The sequence below is a fragment of the Pedobacter sp. KH_004 genome (assembly GCF_057840755.1).
This window is the reverse complement of sequence record NZ_CM174519.1, coordinates 1,635,428-1,655,181: the sequence shown is the minus strand read 5'-3', so window position 1 is coordinate 1,655,181 and position 19,754 is coordinate 1,635,428. Positions and strand designations below refer to the sequence as shown.

General features: G+C 39.0%; 12 protein-coding genes and 1 tRNA gene. 11 read left to right on the top strand and 2 right to left on the bottom strand.

Annotation, left to right across the window (positions count from 1 at the left end; all coding sequences use genetic code 11):
- Positions 1 to 60: 60 nt before the first annotated feature.
- A complete protein-coding gene (locus tag AC3ITD_RS06940) occupies positions 61 to 1,365 on the bottom strand; it encodes a sugar MFS transporter (protein ID WP_489365234.1) in 1,305 nt (434 codons plus the stop codon).
- A 381-nt stretch (positions 1,366 to 1,746) separates the two neighbouring features.
- Between AC3ITD_RS06940 and AC3ITD_RS06935 the strand changes: the two genes are divergently transcribed.
- From AC3ITD_RS06935 to AC3ITD_RS06885, 11 genes are all read left to right on the top strand, one after another.
- Positions 1,747 to 1,819 (top strand) — tRNA-Lys (locus AC3ITD_RS06935).
- A gap of 162 nt (positions 1,820 to 1,981) precedes the next feature.
- Positions 1,982 to 2,344 (top strand): ISAon1 family transposase N-terminal region protein, encoded by a 363-nt coding sequence (locus AC3ITD_RS06930; RefSeq protein WP_489364711.1) that lies wholly within the window; start codon positions 1,982 to 1,984, stop codon positions 2,342 to 2,344.
- Complete coding sequence (locus AC3ITD_RS06925) at positions 2,319 to 3,302, top strand: ISAon1 family transposase (RefSeq protein ID WP_322975152.1); 984 nt, start codon at positions 2,319 to 2,321, stop codon at positions 3,300 to 3,302. Before AC3ITD_RS06930 ends, AC3ITD_RS06925 begins: the two co-directional genes overlap by 26 nt.
- Positions 3,303 to 3,495: 193 nt before the next feature.
- The gene (locus tag AC3ITD_RS06920) at positions 3,496 to 3,807 is read left to right on the top strand and encodes a type II toxin-antitoxin system HigB family toxin (protein WP_489365232.1); all 312 of its coding nucleotides are present in this window, start codon (positions 3,496 to 3,498) and stop codon (positions 3,805 to 3,807) included.
- On the top strand, positions 3,791 to 4,150 hold the full coding sequence (locus AC3ITD_RS06915) for a helix-turn-helix domain-containing protein (protein ID WP_489365230.1): 360 nt from the start codon (positions 3,791 to 3,793) through the stop codon (positions 4,148 to 4,150). The genes AC3ITD_RS06920 and AC3ITD_RS06915 overlap by 17 nt, the downstream gene beginning before the upstream one ends.
- 561 nt (positions 4,151 to 4,711) lie before the next feature.
- The gene (locus AC3ITD_RS06910; protein WP_489365228.1) at positions 4,712 to 7,948 is read left to right on the top strand and encodes a SusC/RagA family TonB-linked outer membrane protein; all 3,237 of its coding nucleotides are present in this window, start codon (positions 4,712 to 4,714) and stop codon (positions 7,946 to 7,948) included.
- Positions 7,949 to 7,964: 16 nt separating this feature from the next.
- Positions 7,965 to 9,965 carry a RagB/SusD family nutrient uptake outer membrane protein gene (locus AC3ITD_RS06905; protein ID WP_489365226.1) on the top strand — a complete coding sequence of 667 codons (2,001 nt, stop codon included), beginning with the start codon at positions 7,965 to 7,967 and terminating at the stop codon, positions 9,963 to 9,965.
- A 268-nt stretch (positions 9,966 to 10,233) separates the two neighbouring features.
- The gene (locus tag AC3ITD_RS06900; protein WP_489365224.1) at positions 10,234 to 11,247 is read left to right on the top strand and encodes a family 43 glycosylhydrolase; all 1,014 of its coding nucleotides are present in this window, start codon (positions 10,234 to 10,236) and stop codon (positions 11,245 to 11,247) included.
- Positions 11,248 to 11,250: 3 nt separating this feature from the next.
- Positions 11,251 to 14,205 carry a glycoside hydrolase family 2 protein gene (locus AC3ITD_RS06895; RefSeq protein ID WP_489365222.1) on the top strand — a complete coding sequence of 985 codons (2,955 nt, stop codon included), beginning with the start codon at positions 11,251 to 11,253 and terminating at the stop codon, positions 14,203 to 14,205.
- 100 nt (positions 14,206 to 14,305) lie between these two features.
- Positions 14,306 to 15,919: a family 43 glycosylhydrolase gene (locus tag AC3ITD_RS06890; protein WP_489365220.1), complete on the top strand. Its 1,614-nt coding sequence runs from the start codon at positions 14,306 to 14,308 to the stop codon at positions 15,917 to 15,919.
- A 153-nt stretch (positions 15,920 to 16,072) separates the two neighbouring features.
- On the top strand, positions 16,073 to 18,427 hold the full coding sequence (locus AC3ITD_RS06885; RefSeq protein ID WP_489365218.1) for a glycosyl hydrolase 115 family protein: 2,355 nt from the start codon (positions 16,073 to 16,075) through the stop codon (positions 18,425 to 18,427).
- 26 nt (positions 18,428 to 18,453) lie between these two features.
- Here the strand turns inward: AC3ITD_RS06885 and AC3ITD_RS06880 are convergent, their stop codons facing one another.
- Entirely contained in the window at positions 18,454 to 19,704 is a 1,251-nt protein-coding gene (locus AC3ITD_RS06880) for a glycoside hydrolase family 28 protein (protein WP_489365216.1), read from the bottom strand.
- Between the last annotated feature and the right edge of the window lie 50 nt (positions 19,705 to 19,754).

The window sequence follows — 19,754 nt, the reverse complement described above, 5'->3', positions numbered from 1 at the left end:
CGTAAAACATTAAAGTTTACGAAGACTTACCTGGCCAACAGATGCTTGGCCAGGTAAGTCTTACTTATGTTTAAACCCCACCTTGTGACCTTTAATCGCAAAGTATATAATGTACAGATATGCCGGAAGCATAGCAAACAAAAATGCGTGTTGAAAGTCGATATGCAACTTGTCTTTTAAAAAGCCATAAACCAAAGGCCAAATTGCACCACCTGCAATTCCCATAATCATAATGGCCGATCCGGTCTTGGTAAACTTACCTAACCCCTTAATTCCCAACGGAAAAATAGCTGGCCACATTAGAGAATTTGCCAATCCTAATAAAGCAACGGAATAATAAGAAACATATCCAGTTGTAAAAACTGAGACAATAGTTAATAGCACACCCGAAAGCGCACAAATTCTTAATGCCATTTGCTGTGATACAAAACGAGGGATAGTGGCAATTCCTAGTACGTAACCCACAAGCATACATATTAAAGTAAAAGAAGTTGAGAAACGCAGCAAATCGGCGTCGATATGTAATTCACGACCGTAGGTATTTATTATATCGCCGGCCATCACTTCTACTGCTACGCAACTGAATATGGCCAAAGCGCCTAAAAATAAATGTGGATACTGGAAAATACTTGTTTTAGCAACAATTGGCGTCAGCGACTCATCATTTACTAAAACCTGATCATCGTCTTCTGCATTAATTTCAGGCAAATGCACAAATTTAATAAGGATTGCGAAGAGCACAAATACCACCGCTAAAACAATGTAAGGGGTATGAACCCGATGTAGAAGTTCATCTAAAATTGCATTCTTGGCATTTACATCTATGGTTGTTTCTAATTTTGCGGTAACCTCCTTTGCATTGTCTAGAAATAAAATACCGAAAATAATGGGTACCATAACACCAGCGCCCTTGTTACATAAACCTGCTATTGATATACGAGCTGCTGCACTATCAATGGGGCCAATAATACTTAAATAAGGGTTTACAGCAGTTTGTAAGAGTGCCATAGCAGACCCTTGAACAAATATTCCTGCTAAAAACAGGCTAAAACTTCTATTATCGGCAGCCGGGATAAATATTAAAGAACCAACTCCCAAAATTACCATACCCAATACCAATCCATTTTTAAAGCCTATCTTTTTTAAAATCCATGAACTTGGTAACGCTAGGAAAAAGTAAGCGATGTAGGATGCAAATGTTACAAAGAATGCCTGTAAATCAGTTTTTAGGTTGAGTGCTAATTTCAAAAATGGGATTAAAGTTCCATTAGCCCAGGTTACAAAGCCAAAAATAAAAAACAGGGCACAACAAATTATCATGGGTAATAGTGCCGTTTTCTTTTGCGGTTTAGAGGGATTGATCATTTTTTATAGTTGTTAAAGTTGGTTGGTTTAGTTAATAGTACCAAACTAAGCAATTTAACTATAACTTTTCAACTCAAACGTTTGCGTGATTTTCAGTATTGATTCTGTTGAGTGTCTCTTTTCTAACTGTTAGATAACCCTTTATGTCAAATAAACCAATAAATTCCGATGGTTGACAACCAAACTATTAAAAATGACCATCACGGTTAATTTATTACTATTTTAAATTGAGGTTTTAGTTCAAAATTGTGAGCACGAATAATTAATTGCCTTATAAATCAATACAGTAGCACTTTTTCAATATTTTTATTTGCATGAGATATATGGTAACCCTATATTTGCATCACTTTAAAGGAAACGGACAGCGTTTTTAATAAAGAAGATTCCGTAGCTCAGCTGGTAGAGCATTACACTTTTAATGTAGTGGTCCTGGGTTCGAATCCCAGCGGGATCACGAAATGCCTCAATGAAAATTGGGGCATTTTGCATTAGAAGATATTTAGGAGAATAAAAATTAACTCAATCTAATTGAAATCAATTTATCCACAAAATAGCGGATCAAGCAAAAAAGTTGGGGAGTTGAGAAGTTTATTTAATTTTGTTCAACATTATTATTTTGGACAGCTCAATATTATCTTTTATACTACCAGAAGGGTTAACTGAATACTTTGAACTTGATAAGTTCGAACTTTCTGAAGGCTCTTACCATATTTATCTTTTAGAGAAAAACATTCATCCCGAAGAGTATTCAGGTGAAAAGTTGATTTCTAAGGGCTTTTTCGATGAAATCACCGTTCGTGATTTTCCTTTGCGTGGAAAACCTTGTTTTTTGAAGGTAAAGCGGCGCAAGTGGCAAAATCTCAATACAAAACAGATTGTTTTCAGGGATTGGAACCTGATTGCCGATGGTACCAAGATGACTACTGAGTTTGCATTTTTTTTTGAAAAGCTATTTGGATTCAAGCCCAATAAGCTGTAAAACGTTAGGTCATTTCTTTGGTGTTGACGGCAAACGTCTTGAGGAGCAGTATGCTAGCCATCTGAGTGGATTTACCGTTTGGGATCAGTTGGAACATGCTGGGGACTGGCTTCTATTTCCTGAAAATATGGGAGAATATCTTTCCATAGATGAAACCAGCCTGTCCCAGGGAGAGTTGTATACCGTTCTGACCAATAAGGCTGCAAAAGGTAAAAAAGGTGCCCTTGTTGCCATTATTAAAGGAACTGAAAGCGAATCTGTAATCAAAGTCCTCTCTCAGATCAAGGTGGGCCTGCGTAGAAAAGTGAAAGAAGTTACTCTTGATCTTGCTCCAACAATGTCGCGTATAGTTAAACGGTGCTTCCCTCAGGCCAAACTGGTTTCTGATCGCTTTCACGTACAGCAATTGGCTACCGAAGGCGTCCAGGAAATAAGGATAAGACACAGATGGGAGGCCATAGAACAGGAAAATAAGGAAATGGAGCTGGCCAAGGCTGTAAAAAAACGCTGGGTACCGGAATTGCTGGAAAATGGTGACACTGTAAAACAATTGCTGGCAAGAAGCAGATATCTGCTATTCAAGCGGGAGGTCAACTGGACACCTTCACAATCACATCGGGCTGAGCTTTTATTTGGTTTGTATCCTGATCTTGAACAGGCCTATAAACTGAGTCAGGGCTTGTCCACTATACTCAGTACATCCAAGGACAGGATAATTGCTTTTAAAAAGCTGGCCATTTGGTATAATCAAGTAGAATCCGCTGGATTTAAATCGTTTAACACAATTTCAAGAACAATCCAGAACAACTACGAAACGATACTAAACTACTTTGATAACAGATCAACCAATGCCTCGGCAGAATCTTTCAATGCAAAGATAAAGGCTTTTAGAGCACAGTTCAGAGGTGTGAGAAATGTGAAATTCTTTCTATTCAGGTTATCTAAAATTTATGCTTAAGATTACTCCCCAACTTTTTTGCTTGATCCAAAATAGCTTTTATACTTAATACGAATGTCTGCGTTCACAATCATATTAGAATCGTGATGATCTAATTTCCAAGATTGCTATTTGCTTACCTACTTAAATCTGAAAAAGAAATCAATTAACCTTATGTTCCCTTTTTGGGAACAAATTAGTATATTTGTTAAATATGCGAGTGATAGCCGTAAAAACCCTTAAGGACTATATTGATGAATTCCATCAGGCAGAACAGGCATTATTGAGCTGGCATGAAGAGGCGGTTTCTGCATTATGGAATAATCCGAATGAGCTAAAAGCACAATATAAAAATGCTTCTGTTCTCAATGAAAAAAGAGTTGTTTTTAATATTCACGGCAATAGTTATCGCTTAGTAGTAGATATAGAGTATAGATTAAAAATTGTGTTTGTTGTGTGGTTTGGTTCGCATCAACAGTATGATAAAATAAATGCTAAAACAATTAGTTATGTTAAAACCAATTAAAACTGAGGAAGAATACGATAATGCTCTGGCTCATGTGTATGAGTTGATGCAAACTGATATCATCGAAGGTTCTTTAATTTCTGATGAATTAGAAATTTTGAGCCTATTAATCAAGGAATATGAATTAGTGCATTATCCTGTTTCTTATCCTAATCCAATTGAAGCTATAAAGTTCAGGATGGAACAAATGAACTTGTCTGAAAACGAACTTAGCACTTTATTAGGTACGCGTTCAAGGAAATCAGAGGTTCTATCGGGAAAAAGAAAACTAAGCCTGTCTATGATCCGAAAATTAACTGATGTACTCCACATCCCGGCAAATGTTCTAATTCAAGCTTACTAATTATAGATTTTAGAAAATATTGAAATCAAATGCTTAGCTATTTGGTTAGTCGAATTTGAAATCCACCCATAAAACGATTTAAACTTTCATTTTTAAACTAGGTTAAAGTCTTATAGGGATCACGAAAAACCTCACAGTAATGTGAGTTTTTTTTGTTTAATCACCTTCAAACTGATCAGGCCGAAAAAATTTTCGCTTGGTTGTGAGCATAGGCATCTCAGGCAAAATCTTGCAGATAAATCTACAGCGGTTAAAAGTGTTCTTCGAAAAAACTTCTAATCCATCCGTGAAAGTTTTTCAGCAACTCCTATTCCCTTGATTTTCCAAAAAAATTAACATTCCTTACAGGATAGAACAGGATGGAATAATTGTTTAAAACCGCTAACATCGCATAAGTTTAACCAAATATATATCCGTATCAACGACTAACTTACAGCCCGTAAATCCGCAATCTTATTATTTTTCCACTATGATCGCTGTGTTACCGAAAGGTAAACTACTGGAAGACGTTTCGCAAATCATTGATCGCTTATTAACCAAATATTAATTAAAATCATTACCATGAATTTGAATTTCCAATCAAAATCAAATCATCGGCTAAATGTATCAAGCAGAAAAAAAATCCTGATTGTAGGTGTTTCTGCATTGTCGTTTATGCTCATGAGTAACACCGTTAATGCGGCATCAGGCGCTGAAATTGTGCGCATTGTTCATGCAAAAAACAGTAAAAAACTCGATATTACTGTAAAGGGAAAAATTACTGACGACAAAGGCGAAACCCTGGTAGGCGTTAGTATTAAAATTAAGGGCACAGCTCTGGCAACCACAACAGATGCCAACGGTGCATTTTCAATCAACATCCCTTCAACGGTTACAAACCCTGTTTTAGAGGTAAGTTATATTGGGTATGCAAGCCAGGATGTTCCGGTAAATGGAAGAACAACGATCACTGTCCAGTTGAAAAGTTCAATCAATGATCTTGATGAGGTAGTGATTGTGGGGTATAATACCGTTAAGAAAAGCGATTTAACGGGAGCTGTAGTAAGTGTGGGTGCAGAACAAATTAGATCAAGACCGGTAACCAATGCATTGCAGGCTATTCAGGGTAAAGCAGCCGGCGTTGATATTACATCGAATGAACGCCCAGGGCAATTGGGAAGTATATTGATTCGTGGTGTACGATCACTTACGGCAAGTAATGCTCCGCTATACGTAGTTGATGGAATTCCATTGCAGGCTGGTGGCATTGAGGCAATAAACCCAAATGACATTGAAACAATCGACATTCTTAAGGATGCGTCTGCTACAGCTATTTATGGCTCACGAGGCGCTAATGGTGTCGTTTTGGTATCTACTAAGAAAGGTAAGGCAGGACGATTGACTTTGGACTACGTCGGAACAGCAACGATCGAAAAATTAAACGACAGAGCAGAAATGATGAACTCAGGTCAATATATTGAGTTTCGCCGCGATGCTTACCGCAGAACAGCCTATATCAATTCGATAAACGGAACCAACACTGCTCCTATTTATAATTATCCTGTAGTAGCTACACAAGCTGCAGATAGGGAGATTTTTAAACAAGATCCAAACATGCTGGCCAATCTAGATCAGGGTTGGGTTAATGGGGTATTTGATGGTAGTTTAGTACCCACAACGAATTGGGGAGATTTGGTAACCAGAACTGGCGTAACACAAGATCATGTATTGAGTGTGAGCGGTGGTACTGATAAAATTAAGGCATACGGTTCATTCGGTTATTTAAACCAAGAAGGAACTCAATTGGGTCAGGATTTTGAACGTTACAGCGGAAAGCTGAGCATAGAAATTAATCCGGTAAAATGGTTTAAAATGGGTGCTAACTTAACGGCAACCTATGGATTGCAAAACTATGGTTTCCAGGCGGCGAGTGCTTCTGGAGCAAGCAGCATTTATTTTGCAGCACGTGGCATGCTTCCTTTAGCTATTCCCTTTGATGCTAACGGTAACCGCATTAACTTACCTGGGGGCGATATAAACATTCAAAACCCGGTTTTAGAAGCAGACTACAATATCAACTTGCGCAAAACCTTGCGCACATTAGGTTCTGTATTTGCTGAAGTAAATATTCTAAAAGATTTAAAATACCGTGTCAACTTCGGTCCGGATTTCTCAAATTATTATAATGGAAGATATCAAGATGCGAAATCGGTTAATCGCGATGCTGGGGTACCAGGATCAATTAATAATTATGCGCAATTAAATCAAAATAGCCGATTTGCTTATACGCTTGATCATTTACTATACTATGATAAGACCATTAATAAACACAATTTTGGCGTTACTTTATTACAAAGTTCATCATCTTACCGTGAAGAATCATCATCATTAACGGGAAGCAAAATTTCACTACCAAACTCACTTTGGTATGGTTTAAATACAGGTAACATTACAAATTTAGACGCGTTTGATGCTAATTTAAGGAAGTCAACATTAGTTTCTTATATGGCCAGGGCTAACTACAGCTGGAACAGTAAATATTTGTTAACGGCTTCTGCCCGTTGGGATGGCGCCTCACAGTTAGCTGCAGGTAACAAATGGGATTTCTTCCCTTCTGCAGCGTTGGCATGGAGGTTAGAGCAAGAAGATTTCATGAAAGATGTTAAATGGGTTAACCAGTTAAAATTGAGACTTGGTGTGGGTAGCACAGGTAACTCATCAGTAGATATTGGTAGTACACTTGGTTTGCTTCAACCGCTAACTTACACTTTCGGAACTTCACCGCAAACTGGTTATGTATCTTCAGATGCCTCTCTAGCAAATCCTATCCCGCTCCCTAACAAATTATTAAGCTGGGAAAAAACATTACAATATAACTTAGGTCTTGATTTCGATTTAATTAAAGGCAGAATCTCTGGTTCATTGGATTTATACAAATCGAAAACAACGGATTTAATTTTGTTGAAAAAGATTGCTTCAGTAAACGGCTATACCACATCATTTGATAACGTGGGTTCGACAAAAAACAAAGGACTTGACCTTACTATCAACAGTATAAACATCAAGAGCGATGATTTTACATGGGAATCGACTTTAAACTTCTCCATGAGCAAGGATGAAATTGTAAAACTTGACAACGGTGATATGGTTAACGATCGTTTCTTCATTGGTCAAAGAAATGGTGTGGCTTACGATTATGTGAAGGAAGGGATTTGGCAAAATACACCAGAAGACATGGCAGAGATGGCCAAGTTCAATGCAAATATTGCGGCAAAAACCAGTTGGTTTGCTCCCGGTAGCGTTAAAGTAAAGGATATAAACGGCGATTATAAAATAGATGCCAACAATGATCGCCAGGTATTAGGCCACTACAATCCGAGCTGGACAGGTGGTTTAACAAACACTTTTGCTTACAAAGGTTTCGATTTATCAATTTTTATGGTGGCTCGCTACAATTTCTTAATCCAAACAGGCGCAGAACCTTTACAAGGGCGTTTTGCACAGCGTGTGGTTGATTATTGGACACCCAGTAATCCTACGAATGCTTATCCTGCTCCAAATTATGCTAGCGCAAGTGGCGATCAATACATCAGTGCTTTGAACTACCAGGATGCTTCATTTGTCAAAATAAGAAACATCTCATTGGGTTACAATTTCGCTGCAGACATCGCAAAGAAACTAACATTGTCTCGTTTGAGATTTTATGCACAAGTGATTAATCCAGGATTGATTTATTCAAATGTTAGCTGGATCGATCCCGATTTAGGTGGATCTACTTTTAACAGAGGTTTTGTATTTGGAATTAACGCTAGCTTCTAGCCAAAGAAAAATGAAAATGAAAAAGTTTATAAATATACTATCAGGAATGGCGTTGTTGGGTACATTGATGATCCTTCCAACCTCCTGTAAAAAAAGCTTCTTAGATGAAGAAGTAATTAATTCACATAACACTTCCGATTTTCAAACTACCTTAGGTTTGGATGGTTTGGTAATTGGTATGTATCAAAGTCTAAAATTCCACTTTAATTACACGTGGGCTTATACTACCACGAATTACGGCGTCGATGAATTTACCGTTGGCGGCGATCGTACCGAACAAATGTTTAATTCTTATGATGGAAACTTCAACTCTCTATCGGGTGATATTGCCTCCGTTTGGGACAATATGTATGGCAACATCAACTCGGCAAACATTGTCATTAAAAATGTACCGGTATATTATGATGGTGCAAATAAAAATGTGCGTTTAGGTGAAGGTTACTTCATGCGTGCTTTCGATTACTTTAAGTTAGTTAAACAGTTTGGCGGCGTTCCTTTAAAACTCGAACCTTCAGAAACTATCCAGGAAGAGTTTTCAAGAAGTACAGCAAAAGAGATTTATTCACAAGTAATTCAAGACTTTACGCAAGCTTACGATTTACTCCCTACAACAGCAGCAGAGCCTGGAAGAATTACCAAATGGGCAGCAGCGCATTTCCTTGCAAAGGCCTACCTGTTTCGTGCTAGCGAGATTAACAATGAGTGGAATGGCGAAACTAAAACTGCAGATTTACAAAACGCAGTTAAATATGCTGATTTAGTAATTAATAGCGGGGGCTACACTTTAGCCACTAATTTCAGCGATCTTTGGAACTTTACTGCGGTTGATGGAGCAAACGAATCGAATAAAGAGATTATTTTAGCAGCTCAATTTTCCAATAACACCACAACTCAAGGTCGTTATGGCAACCAAATCCATTTATATTATCCATCGGTTTACCAAACCCTTCCCGGTATGGTGCGTGATCTTGCAGGTGGTCGTGAATTTCAGCGTTTAAGATCAACAGATTATGGTTTAGATGTATTCGACCGTGTAAACGACTCCAGGTTCTGGAAAAGTTTTAAAACCCGCTATGTTTCAAATAATCCGGCAAGTGCACCTAAATGGACTGCGGCTAATGCTCCTACTCCGGCACAAGTTGGTCAGGCCAAATTTGTAGGTGGTGAAGAAGCGGTATTGTACATTGTAAATAATGCTGGCGATACCCGTTACACTGCTTTGGATGCGAATGCTGCAAATCCTCTTCCAACAGATATTGGTCGTAGAAAACCCAGTATGTTTGTAAGATATTTTTCCGGTCAACCGCAAAGCTACCTTGCCGCACACGGAAATTATGGCGTTAGCCAGTTTGTTGCGTTATCGAAATTTATGGATGGCTCTCGCAACTTAGTAGCCTCGCAATTTGGCCAGAGAGATGGAATTTTAGCCCGTTTAGCAGAAACCTACCTCATAGCAGCCGAAGCATATGGCAGATTAGGTCAGTACGCTCAAGCCATTCCTTACTTAAACAGAGTTAGAGATCGTGCCGCTTACAAAGATGGAGAAAATAGAGAAACCTATTTGGATGGCGGAATTTCTTACAAAACAAACCCGGTTACCAATGCCACTGCCCTGTCGTCATACTCTGATAAAAACACCTACTTCGAATCGAATAACTTGGCAGTAACAACTACTAACACCTTAGCATCAATGCACCTCAATAGCGATGGTGATATCTTTAACTCCAATAAAGAGTTTTATGATAAGATCGGTGCTGCTTCGCAGGCTGATAAGTTTACAGCATTCATTTTAAATGAGCGTTCCCGCGAGTTGATGGGCGAGTTGCAAAGATGGGAAGACTTAGCTAGGACCAAAACTCTTGTTGCCCGAACTGCAGCATTTAATGCAGAAGCGAAGCCGATAGATGGAAAACACTATCTTCGACCAATCCCTCAATCTTTCCTTGATGTGATTAAATCTAATGGAAGCGCATTGAGCCCAACTCAAAAACAGGCTCTACAAAATCCAGGCTGGTAAGAATAGCACTATATTGAATTCCAAGAGCAATTAACTTAGAGTTAATTGCTCTTTTTCGTTTGAGAGGGTTCGTATTACACCTATTTTTTCAAACGATTGAAATTTAAGTCTAGTCTCCCGAATCCTTTTTGAACCTACTTTAAACAGGATGGAACAGGATGGTATACCAATTTTTAAACCGTAAAATCGTGTAAGCTATTTAACCAAATATTTGAGTCTTAAGATTGTTGACAACACCATGTTGCGGCATGCTGAAGCATTACATCTTATGAAAATCTTTATCTATAAAAAAATTATCTTCGCTTGCTTGCTTTTAGTTTCCATATTCAGTTTTGCACAACAAAAAGGCACATCATTAATTAATAAACCTCTTTTCAGAGATCCTATATTTGATGGAGCGGCAGATCCAGTCGTCATTTGGAATAAGGGAGAAAAAAAATGGTTCATGTTTTACACCAATAGGCGGGCTAATGCAAAAAACCTTGATGGGGTAAGCTGGGTACATGGAACGAGAATTGGCATCGCCGAATCAAAAGATGGTATAAAATGGAAATACCGCGACACTTGCGACATCCAATATCGCCTAACGGATTACACCCACTGGGCGCCAGAGGTGATAGAAAACAAAGGCACCTATCACATGTACCTCACCTACGTACCGGGAGTTTTTCAAGACTGGCGCCATCCACGGTATATTATTCATTTAACCAGTAAAAACTTAATCAACTGGAAATTCGAATCTAAACTGTCTTTGGCCTCCGATCGTTGCATAGATGCCTGCGTATTTAAGTTGCCCAATAATCAGGGTTGGCGGATGTATTACAATAATGAAGTGGCAGGCAAATCGATCTTCTACGCTGATAGCAAAGACCTTTACCATTGGGTTGATAGCGGGAAAAGAATTGTTGGTGATAAAGGATGCGAAGGGCCAAAGGTTTTCTACTGGAAAAATACCTATTGGATGATTGTTGACAACTGGAAAGGCCTCGGTGTCTATTCCTCAACTGATTTACTAACCTGGAAAAGGCAGGAAAAAAACATTTTGCAAGCGCCAGGCAAAGGCGAAGATGATGGCGTGATGGGCGGTCATTGCGATGTGCTGGTTAACAATGAAAAAGCTTACGTTTATTATTTCACACATCCCGGCAAAAGACCTGAAAACAAAGGCATAGATAATTACACCACCAGAAGAAGCTCCATACAAATGGCTGAACTAAAATATGAAAATGGTGAAATAACTTGCGACAGAGATGTACCACTTTATGCGAAACTAAAACACTAACACATGAAATACTTCTACCTCATTATATTTTTCAGCTTCTCTACCTTCAGCCTTCAGGCACAGAATCAACGAAAAACCTATAATTTTAATCCCGGATGGAAATTATTTGTCGGTGATCCGGATAATGCCAAAAACGTTGACTTTGATGACAACAGTTGGAAATCAATCACCCTTCCCTACGCCTGGAATGAAGATGAGGCATTTAAGAAATCTATCGAACAGCTCTCTACTGGCATCGCCTGGTATAGAAAACATTTCAAAGTTGAGGGCTCGAAAGACCATAAAATTTTCCTTGAATTTGAGGGAATCAGGCAGGCCGGAGAATTTTATTTAAATGGCGTGTTTATTGGTCGGCATGAAAATGGGGTAACTGCTTTCGGCTTTGATATCAGTGATTTAATTCAGCCAGACAAAGACAATGTGCTTGCCGTAAGAATTGATAATGCCTGGAATTACAAGGAGAAGGCTACAAACTCGGGATACCAATGGAGTGATAAAAATTTCAATGCCAATTACGGGGGAATCTCTAAAAATGTTCGCCTGCACCTCACGGGAAAGATTTATCAAACTTTGCCATTAAATGGTTTACTAAAAACAACGGGCAACTATATTTATGCCAAAAACTTTGATATCACAGGTAAAAAAGCAGTAATTGTTTCCGAATCGCAAGTCCGTAATGAAACCTCAGTAATAAGCGAGGTGCAGTATGAGATGCAAATTAAAGATGCATCAGGTAAAGTGATTAAAATTTTTCAATCCACAGCTCAGAACTTAGCGCCAGGAACAACCGAAATACTAAAAGCAGAAGCAATGGTTGAGGGATTGCATTTCTGGAGTTGGGGCTATGGATATTTATACACGGTTACGTCCCGAATTAAAATAAACGGCAATACGGTTGATGAATTAAATACGAAAACCGGATTTAGAAAGGCTGAATTCAAAGATGGTATGGTTTACCTCAATGATCGGGTATTGATGATGAAGGGTTACGCACAACGCACCAGCAACGAATGGCCTGCCATTGGTTTGTCGGTACCCGCCTGGTTGAGTGATTACAGCAATCAATTGATGGTGGAAAGCAATGCCAATTTAGTAAGATGGATGCATATTGCACCATGGAAACAAGATATCGAATCCTGCGACCGGGTAGGTTTAATTCAAGCTATGCCTGCCGGTGATGCAGAAAAAGATGTAACGGGAACCCGGTGGGATCAACGAAAGTCGGTGATGACAGATGCCATTATTTACAATCGAAATAATCCAAGCATCCTGTTCTACGAATGTGGCAATGAATCTATTAGTGCCGCCCACATGGATGAAATGAAGGCGATTCGAAATCAGTACGACCCTAACGGAGGCCGGGCGATCGGATCCAGAGAAATGCTTGACATTCCTTCCGCAGAATATGGCGGGGAAATGCTGTACATCAATAAAAGTGCTTCAAAACCATTGTGGTCGATGGAATATTCCAGAGATGAAGGTTTAAGAAAATACTGGGACGAGTTTTCGCCTCCCTTTCATAAAGATGGTGCGGGTCCGCTTTATAAGGGTGCGGATGCCAGCATTTATAATAGAAATCAGGATACACACGCCATAGAGAACGTAGTGAGATGGAATGAATATTACAAAGAGAGACCAGGGACCGGAAAAAGGGTAAGTTCTGGAGGCGTGAATATCATCTTTTCGGATTCTAACACCCATTACCGTGGAGAAGAAAATTACCGTCGAAGTGGCGAAGTAGATGCCATGAGAATCCCTAAAGATGGATTTTTTGCGCACAAAGTGATTTGGGATGGCTGGGTAAATACGAAGAAAACAGGCATTCATATTATTGGTCACTGGAATTATAAAGCTGGAATTAAAAAGGATATTCATGTCATCGCCGCAGGCGATAAAACTGAACTGTTTGTTAACGGAAAATCATTGGGTTTTGGAGCTAAAAGAGATGGCTTTTTGTATACTTTTAAAGATGTTGCTTACAAATCTGGAAGCTTAAAGGCAATTTCTTATGACGATAAAGGTGCTAAACTAGCTGAAAAGCAAATTAAAACCGCCGGAACGCCTGTTGCCATTAAACTAACCAAGCTACAACATCCCACAGGATTTAAAGCAGATGGTGCCGATTTAGCACTTGTTCAGGTAGAGGTTGTAGACGCCGAAGGAAATAGAAACCCGATCGCATTGAACTTAATTAATTTTGAAATAACTGGTCCGGCAGAGTGGCGTGGTGGTTTAGCGCAAGGACAAGATAACTATATACTATCCAAACAGTTGCCGGTAGAAGGTGGCGTAAACAGGGTATTAATTCGGTCGACCACAACGCCGGGTAAAATCAATATTACTGCCAAAGCTGATGGATTAAAATCCGCTACTATTATCTTAGAAACACTTCCCGTAAATGTTACTGGTGGTTTATCGGTCCAATTTCCAGCTGACGGATTAAAATCAAACTTACAGCGTGGAGAAACACCCGTAGCACAAAGTTACCAGATGAGTAGAACACCTGTAGCCATTTTATCAGCTTCTGCTGGCGCTAATACAGAAAATGCTAAGCTAAGTTATGATGATAATGAGCTCAGCGACTGGGTAAACGATGGTAATTTAAACACCGCCTGGATCAAATACAATTTGGCTAAAGAAACAAGGGTTACAGAAGTTGAATTGAAAGTAAATGGTTTTAGAACTAAAGCGTATCCGATAAGAATTTTGGTGGATGACAAAGAGGTTTTCAAAGGCAATACCATTCCAAGTTTGGGCTATTTTACCGCAGTGTGTAAGCCAACAACAGGCAAAACGGTAACTATTCAGTTGCTCGGTTCGGGAAAAGAGACAGCAGAGAGCGAAAAAATCGGCGTTGAAGTGAATGGCAAAAAGCTTGATGACGGCATCGAGCGGGCTGAAACAAAATCAAAGGGAGGTTTAAGCATTATCGAAACCGAAATCTACGGAGCTAAATAGAAGAGAAATTGCGAGGTGTATACCTGACACAATGAGTTTGCCGCAGTAGCCCAGCGTATCGAAATTCTAGCACTAAAAAATAAAGTCACTTGAAAATTAAATGAGCAAAATAAAAATAAAAAATCGTTTCAAATTACCTGTTCTAATCCTTACATTTTTGCTTTTGCTTACTGCTGTGGAGAATCTACAAGCACAGTTTGCAAACATCAAAAATGATAATTTTTGGAAAACGAAAGATGGCAAGCCAATTTATAGCCAAGGTGGTGGTATTTTTCAGTTTACCGATCCGACATCTGGTGTTAAAAAATATTTCTGGTATGGAGTCAAATATGCTGAAGCCGAACTTTACCTAAACAATCCATCAGTTACCTATCCAAATGCAACATTCGAATCCGTTACTTGCTATAGTTCTACTGATTTGGTGAACTGGACCAGCGAAGGTAACGTGCTAACCAAAGATGAAATAAGCAGAGTGCCTAAAACCTGGGTTGGTAGATTGGGTGTGGCCTATATTGCAGCACTAAAAAAATACGCCATGTTTGTTCAGCATGGTAATCAGGTACTCATTACTACTGCTGATACTCCGAACGGTGCCTTTACCTGGCATCAACGAATAAACATGGAGCCAATGATTGGAACCAGCAATACTGGCGATCAAACTGTTTTTACGGATGAGGATACTGGAAAATCATATCTGGTTTATTCTTATGGTCGCGGTCGCAATAAAATTTATCTTTCAGAAATCGGAGTAAAAAACGGCAAAGTAAACCTGCTTGATTGTGTAGAAATTTTCAAGGGCGAGAGCCGTGAGGGCAATTGCATGTTCAAATATGGAGGGAAATATTACATGTATGCCTCAAATATTTATGGGTGGGATGGCTCGCTGGCTTACTATCTAGTGGCCGATAACATCAGTGGACCGTATTTACCTACCAACAAAATGCTGGTTACGAACGGAAGCGCTGATGATTATGCTCACATTTCACAAACAGGTTTCTTCGTTAACGTTAAAGGTTCAAAAGCAGAAACTGTTATTTTTTGTGGTGATCGCTGGGCTGATTTCGCTGGAAATGGATTGGGTTATAATCAATGGTGTCCACTGTCTTTTGAAGGAAAAATACCATATTTCAATTCGCTGAACTCATGGAATCTCAATATTAAAACAGGCGCCTGGCAAGTTGCTGACGATAATGACTTTGTTAAAAATGGTAGCTTTGAAGCAGATAGAAAGCGGATTCCAAGTGTGGTAAAGCCAGTTCAAATGCAGTTAACAGGTTGGAAAACATCTGTCATTAAAGGCAATCAAATTAGCCTGGATAGTTTAACCTCACCGACGTTAAATCATTTTAACTGCACAGCCGAAAGGAAAATTGTTGTTGGAGAGAAAAGTTTAAATATTAGCGATAAAGTAAATTTCGAGAGAAAAATTAGTCAGATTATTAGCTCAACTACCCGTGTGCAATTGGTTGACGGGTACTATAAATTAACCGCAAAAGTAAAAAACAGTGGCAGATTTAAGAATCTGGAAATGTATGCTGTAAGCAGAGGGAAAAAGCTCAGTCGCCATTTTGAAAAAGAAAGCAATGATTGGAACACTATTATGCTTGAAAGCATTGATATCGCCAATGGTAAGATAGAAATTGGCTTTTTGGCCGAGGGAATGGTTGATGCAAGCTGCTTGATAGACGATGTCTCTTTAATAAAAAATAGATAAAACTGATGCGCAAATGCAAACTTTTGAGTATTCTATGGAGCTAACTATGTGTTTTGAAAATGGGCATATCAATTGGTTTAAAGCAACATCTGTCTAAGGCAGCACAGCAAATAACATCTCCCTATCAAAAATGATTATCAAATAAAAGAATAGATGAATTTTAAACTACTACTTCTGCTGATTGTTTTCTTTGCAGTACCCCAGCTCCTATTTGCCGACTTTATCTTTCGCAAAGAGAAGAATATGGAAATTTCATTGCCTGGCGGAGAAGCAGATGTAGTACAAACGGCAGTTGATATTTTTTCCAGAGATTTCACGGCCGTTTTTAATGCAAATTTATCGAAAGGTTCAAACGCTCAGATTATAGTCGGCACCCTTGGAAATCATTCCCTTGCAGAAAAACAAATTGATCAGGCTTCTTTGGCAAAGCTGAAAATTCATCCTGAAGGTTATGCTTTATGGGTAGAAAATGATAAAATGTACATCCTAGGTAGCGACAAAAGAGGTACCGCCTATGGCATACTCGAATTATCTCGTCGCATCGGCGTTTCACCTTGGGAATGGTGGGCAGATGCGGCCATCGCCAGTAAAAATTCACTAAGCTTTAAAAATGGGTTTCGATTATTGGAACATCCATCGGTAGCATATCGCGGCATATTTATCAACGATGAAGATTTTGGTTTGATGCCCTGGAGTTCCCGCACTTTCGAACCTTCGAAAATTAAAGGGCAAATAGGGCCAAAAACACATGCCCGAATTTTTGAATTGCTGTTGCGTTTAAGAGCAAATGCTTTTTGGCCAGCCATGCACGAAGTTTCTGTAGCTTTCTTTCAAACGCCTGGCAATAGGGAAATGGCTGATAAATATGGAATTGTTGTTGGTTCATCACATTGTGAACCGATGATGCGGAGTGCCAATACAGAATGGAAAATTGATGGTAAAGGCAATTATGACTATGTAAATAACCGTGAAAATGTATTGCGCTTTTGGGAAACCCGAGTGAAGGACCTTAAAAACTCTGACAACATTTACACCTTAGGAATTAGAGGGGTTCACGATGGAAAAATGCAAGGGGCAAATACTTTAAAGGAACAATTTGATGCCATCACCTCGATAATTAAAGATCAACGTAGCATGATCAGTGAGAATTTAAATCCTGATTTGACTAAAGTTCCTCAGGTTTTTATTCCTTACAAAGAGGTTTTGGATGTGTATAACATGGGCCTTAAAGTGCCTGATGATGTGACTTTGATGTGGACAGATGATAATTATGGCTATATCCGCCACTTCCCTACCGAAGCAGAGCGGAACCGCAAAGGCGGAAATGGGATTTACTATCACATTTCTTACTGGGGTCGCCCGCATGATTACCTTTGGCTGTCTACCAATCATCCTGCGCAAATTTACACGCAAATGAAGCTCGCTTATGATAAAGGTGCTAAAGACATGTGGATCCTAAACGTTGGTGATATCAAGCCGGGGGAATATTTAACCGAACTGTTTTTGGACATGGCTTGGAATATCGATTCGATTGAAGATAACAAAAAAGGATTGGATCAACATTTAAAAACATGGCTTACAAGAGAGTTTGGCCAGCAATATGCTGCTGATTTGCTAGCCGTGATGAATGAATACTATCGTTTGGCCTATATCCGAAAACCCGAATTTATGGGCAACACGCGAACTGAGGAAACCGACCCGAAATTTAAAGAAGTTGCAGATTTACCCTGGAGCGAGCAGGAAATAAAAAACCGTATCGCGGATTATGATAGAATTGCCGAAAAAGTAGTCCAGCTTTCTAAAGCTATACCAGCCGACAAGCAAAATTCCTGGTTTGAATTGATTGAATATCCCGTACGTGGAGCAGCCGAGATAAACAAAAAGCTGCTATATGCGCAACTTGCCAGACATGGTCGTGCGAATTGGTCGCAAAGCGATGCAGCTTATGATTCCATTGGAAAACTCACGACTAAGTATACGACTTTGGCGAATGGAAAATGGAAAAACATGATGGATTTCAAACCCAGAAATCTTGCAGTTTTTCAAAAATTACCGCAAGTAAGGTCGGCGACTCCGCTTAAAACCTTCCAAGCCCCTTTTGCAACATTCAATGGAAATCAATTCGTAAAATTTGAAGGTACAAAACCTGTATCACATGGCTTAGGTTACCAAGGTGGAGCGGTATCTATCAAAAAAGGAGATCACGCAGTTTATGAATTTAATAGCCCTGCAACGGATTCGATAAGGGTGGAAGTAGCACTTGCTCCGAATTTACCGGTCGAAGGAAAATTGATTCGGTTTGAAATCAGAATTGATGACCAGGTTCCAAAAATTGTGGATTACCATACCAGCGACCGAAATGAAGAATGGAAAATCAATGTTTTAACCAATCAAGCCAAACGTATAATTCTTACCAGGTTGGACAATAAACAACGCAACCATTCCATTACCATTAAAGCGTTGGATGAGAACGTTGTTTTGGATCAAATAAAAATTTATAAACTATAGATTATCAAATATTAAAACAAAAACAATTACTTTTTCACCACCAATGGTTCACCATTCACAATAACATTTTCGTATTTAACATCATCATACTTAGTTTTAAGTACTGAATTTTTAGTAGTGATCTGCAAATTTTGAAAGGCAAAACCAGAAAGTTTGTCCAGGGGATTGCCGTTCATTTCACCAAATTTATTGGCTTCTACTTTAATATTGCTCATTTTGATATTCCTAATGGTGCCAAAAGGTTGTTCAGTGCTGCCTGCTAAATCAAAGAACTGCTTCCAGGGATTGAGGCTAATTACCGAACCGCATTTGCCGGTTATATTGTCAATGGTAATGTTTTCATAAATTTGAAAAGTATCGCCTCTCATCTTCAAGTTCAAAATCGGACAATTATTTTCCATTACGCAGTTGCGGAGGGTAATGTTGTTGGCATGTACACATTCACTGCCCAAGGTAAGCACCGCATGTGAGTTTCCAAAAGTGCAGTTTTCAATTAATACATCTTCTACCGTTCCGTTTTCTGGCAGCTGATGAGCGGTTGGTCCTTTACCTCCTTTGATAGCAATAGCATCATCATTTACAGAGATATAGCAATTTCTGATGACCACGTTTTTGCATACATCCAAATCAATTCCATCGGTGCTTGGCGCAGGAACGGGTTGATATGGCGATCGGATATCAGTATTTTCTACCAAAATGTTATTGCATTTGTAGAAATGTGTTGTCCAAAAGCCGGCATTGCGAAGTTTAATATTTTGAATTTTGACGTTGTCACTTCCCCAAATAAAAATTAATCTAGGCCTGCTCACTTCCAAATTGGTACTTTCCTTTCCAATTTTGCGAAGCGAATCGCGATGCGACCAAAAAGTTTTCCAAAATTTTAATCCATTGCCATTAATAGTTCCAGGTCCTTCGATACTGAAATCGTTCACTTGATACGCATTTACAACTGCCGCAAAATATTTCAGGCTTCTCCCTTCCATTCTCGATGGAATAAATGGATAATTATTAATATCATCTGACCCTTTTAGTACCGCACCTTCTTTTAAAACCAATTTTGTTTTCTTTTTGAAAAACAAAGCACCAGTCAAGAAAGTGCCTTTAGGTATCACAATCTTTCCTCCACCTCCTGAGGCCGCTCGATCGATTACTTTTTGTATGGCTTTGGTTTGAACGATGTTGCTATCTGCTTTTACGCCAAACTTAGTGATGTCGTATTCTTGCGCATTAAGCTTTAATGCAGTGATGAGAAGGATAACGGCTATTAAATATTTCATATTTGGTTAGGGATCAACATTAAATCGACCCATTTCAAATATCAATAAAT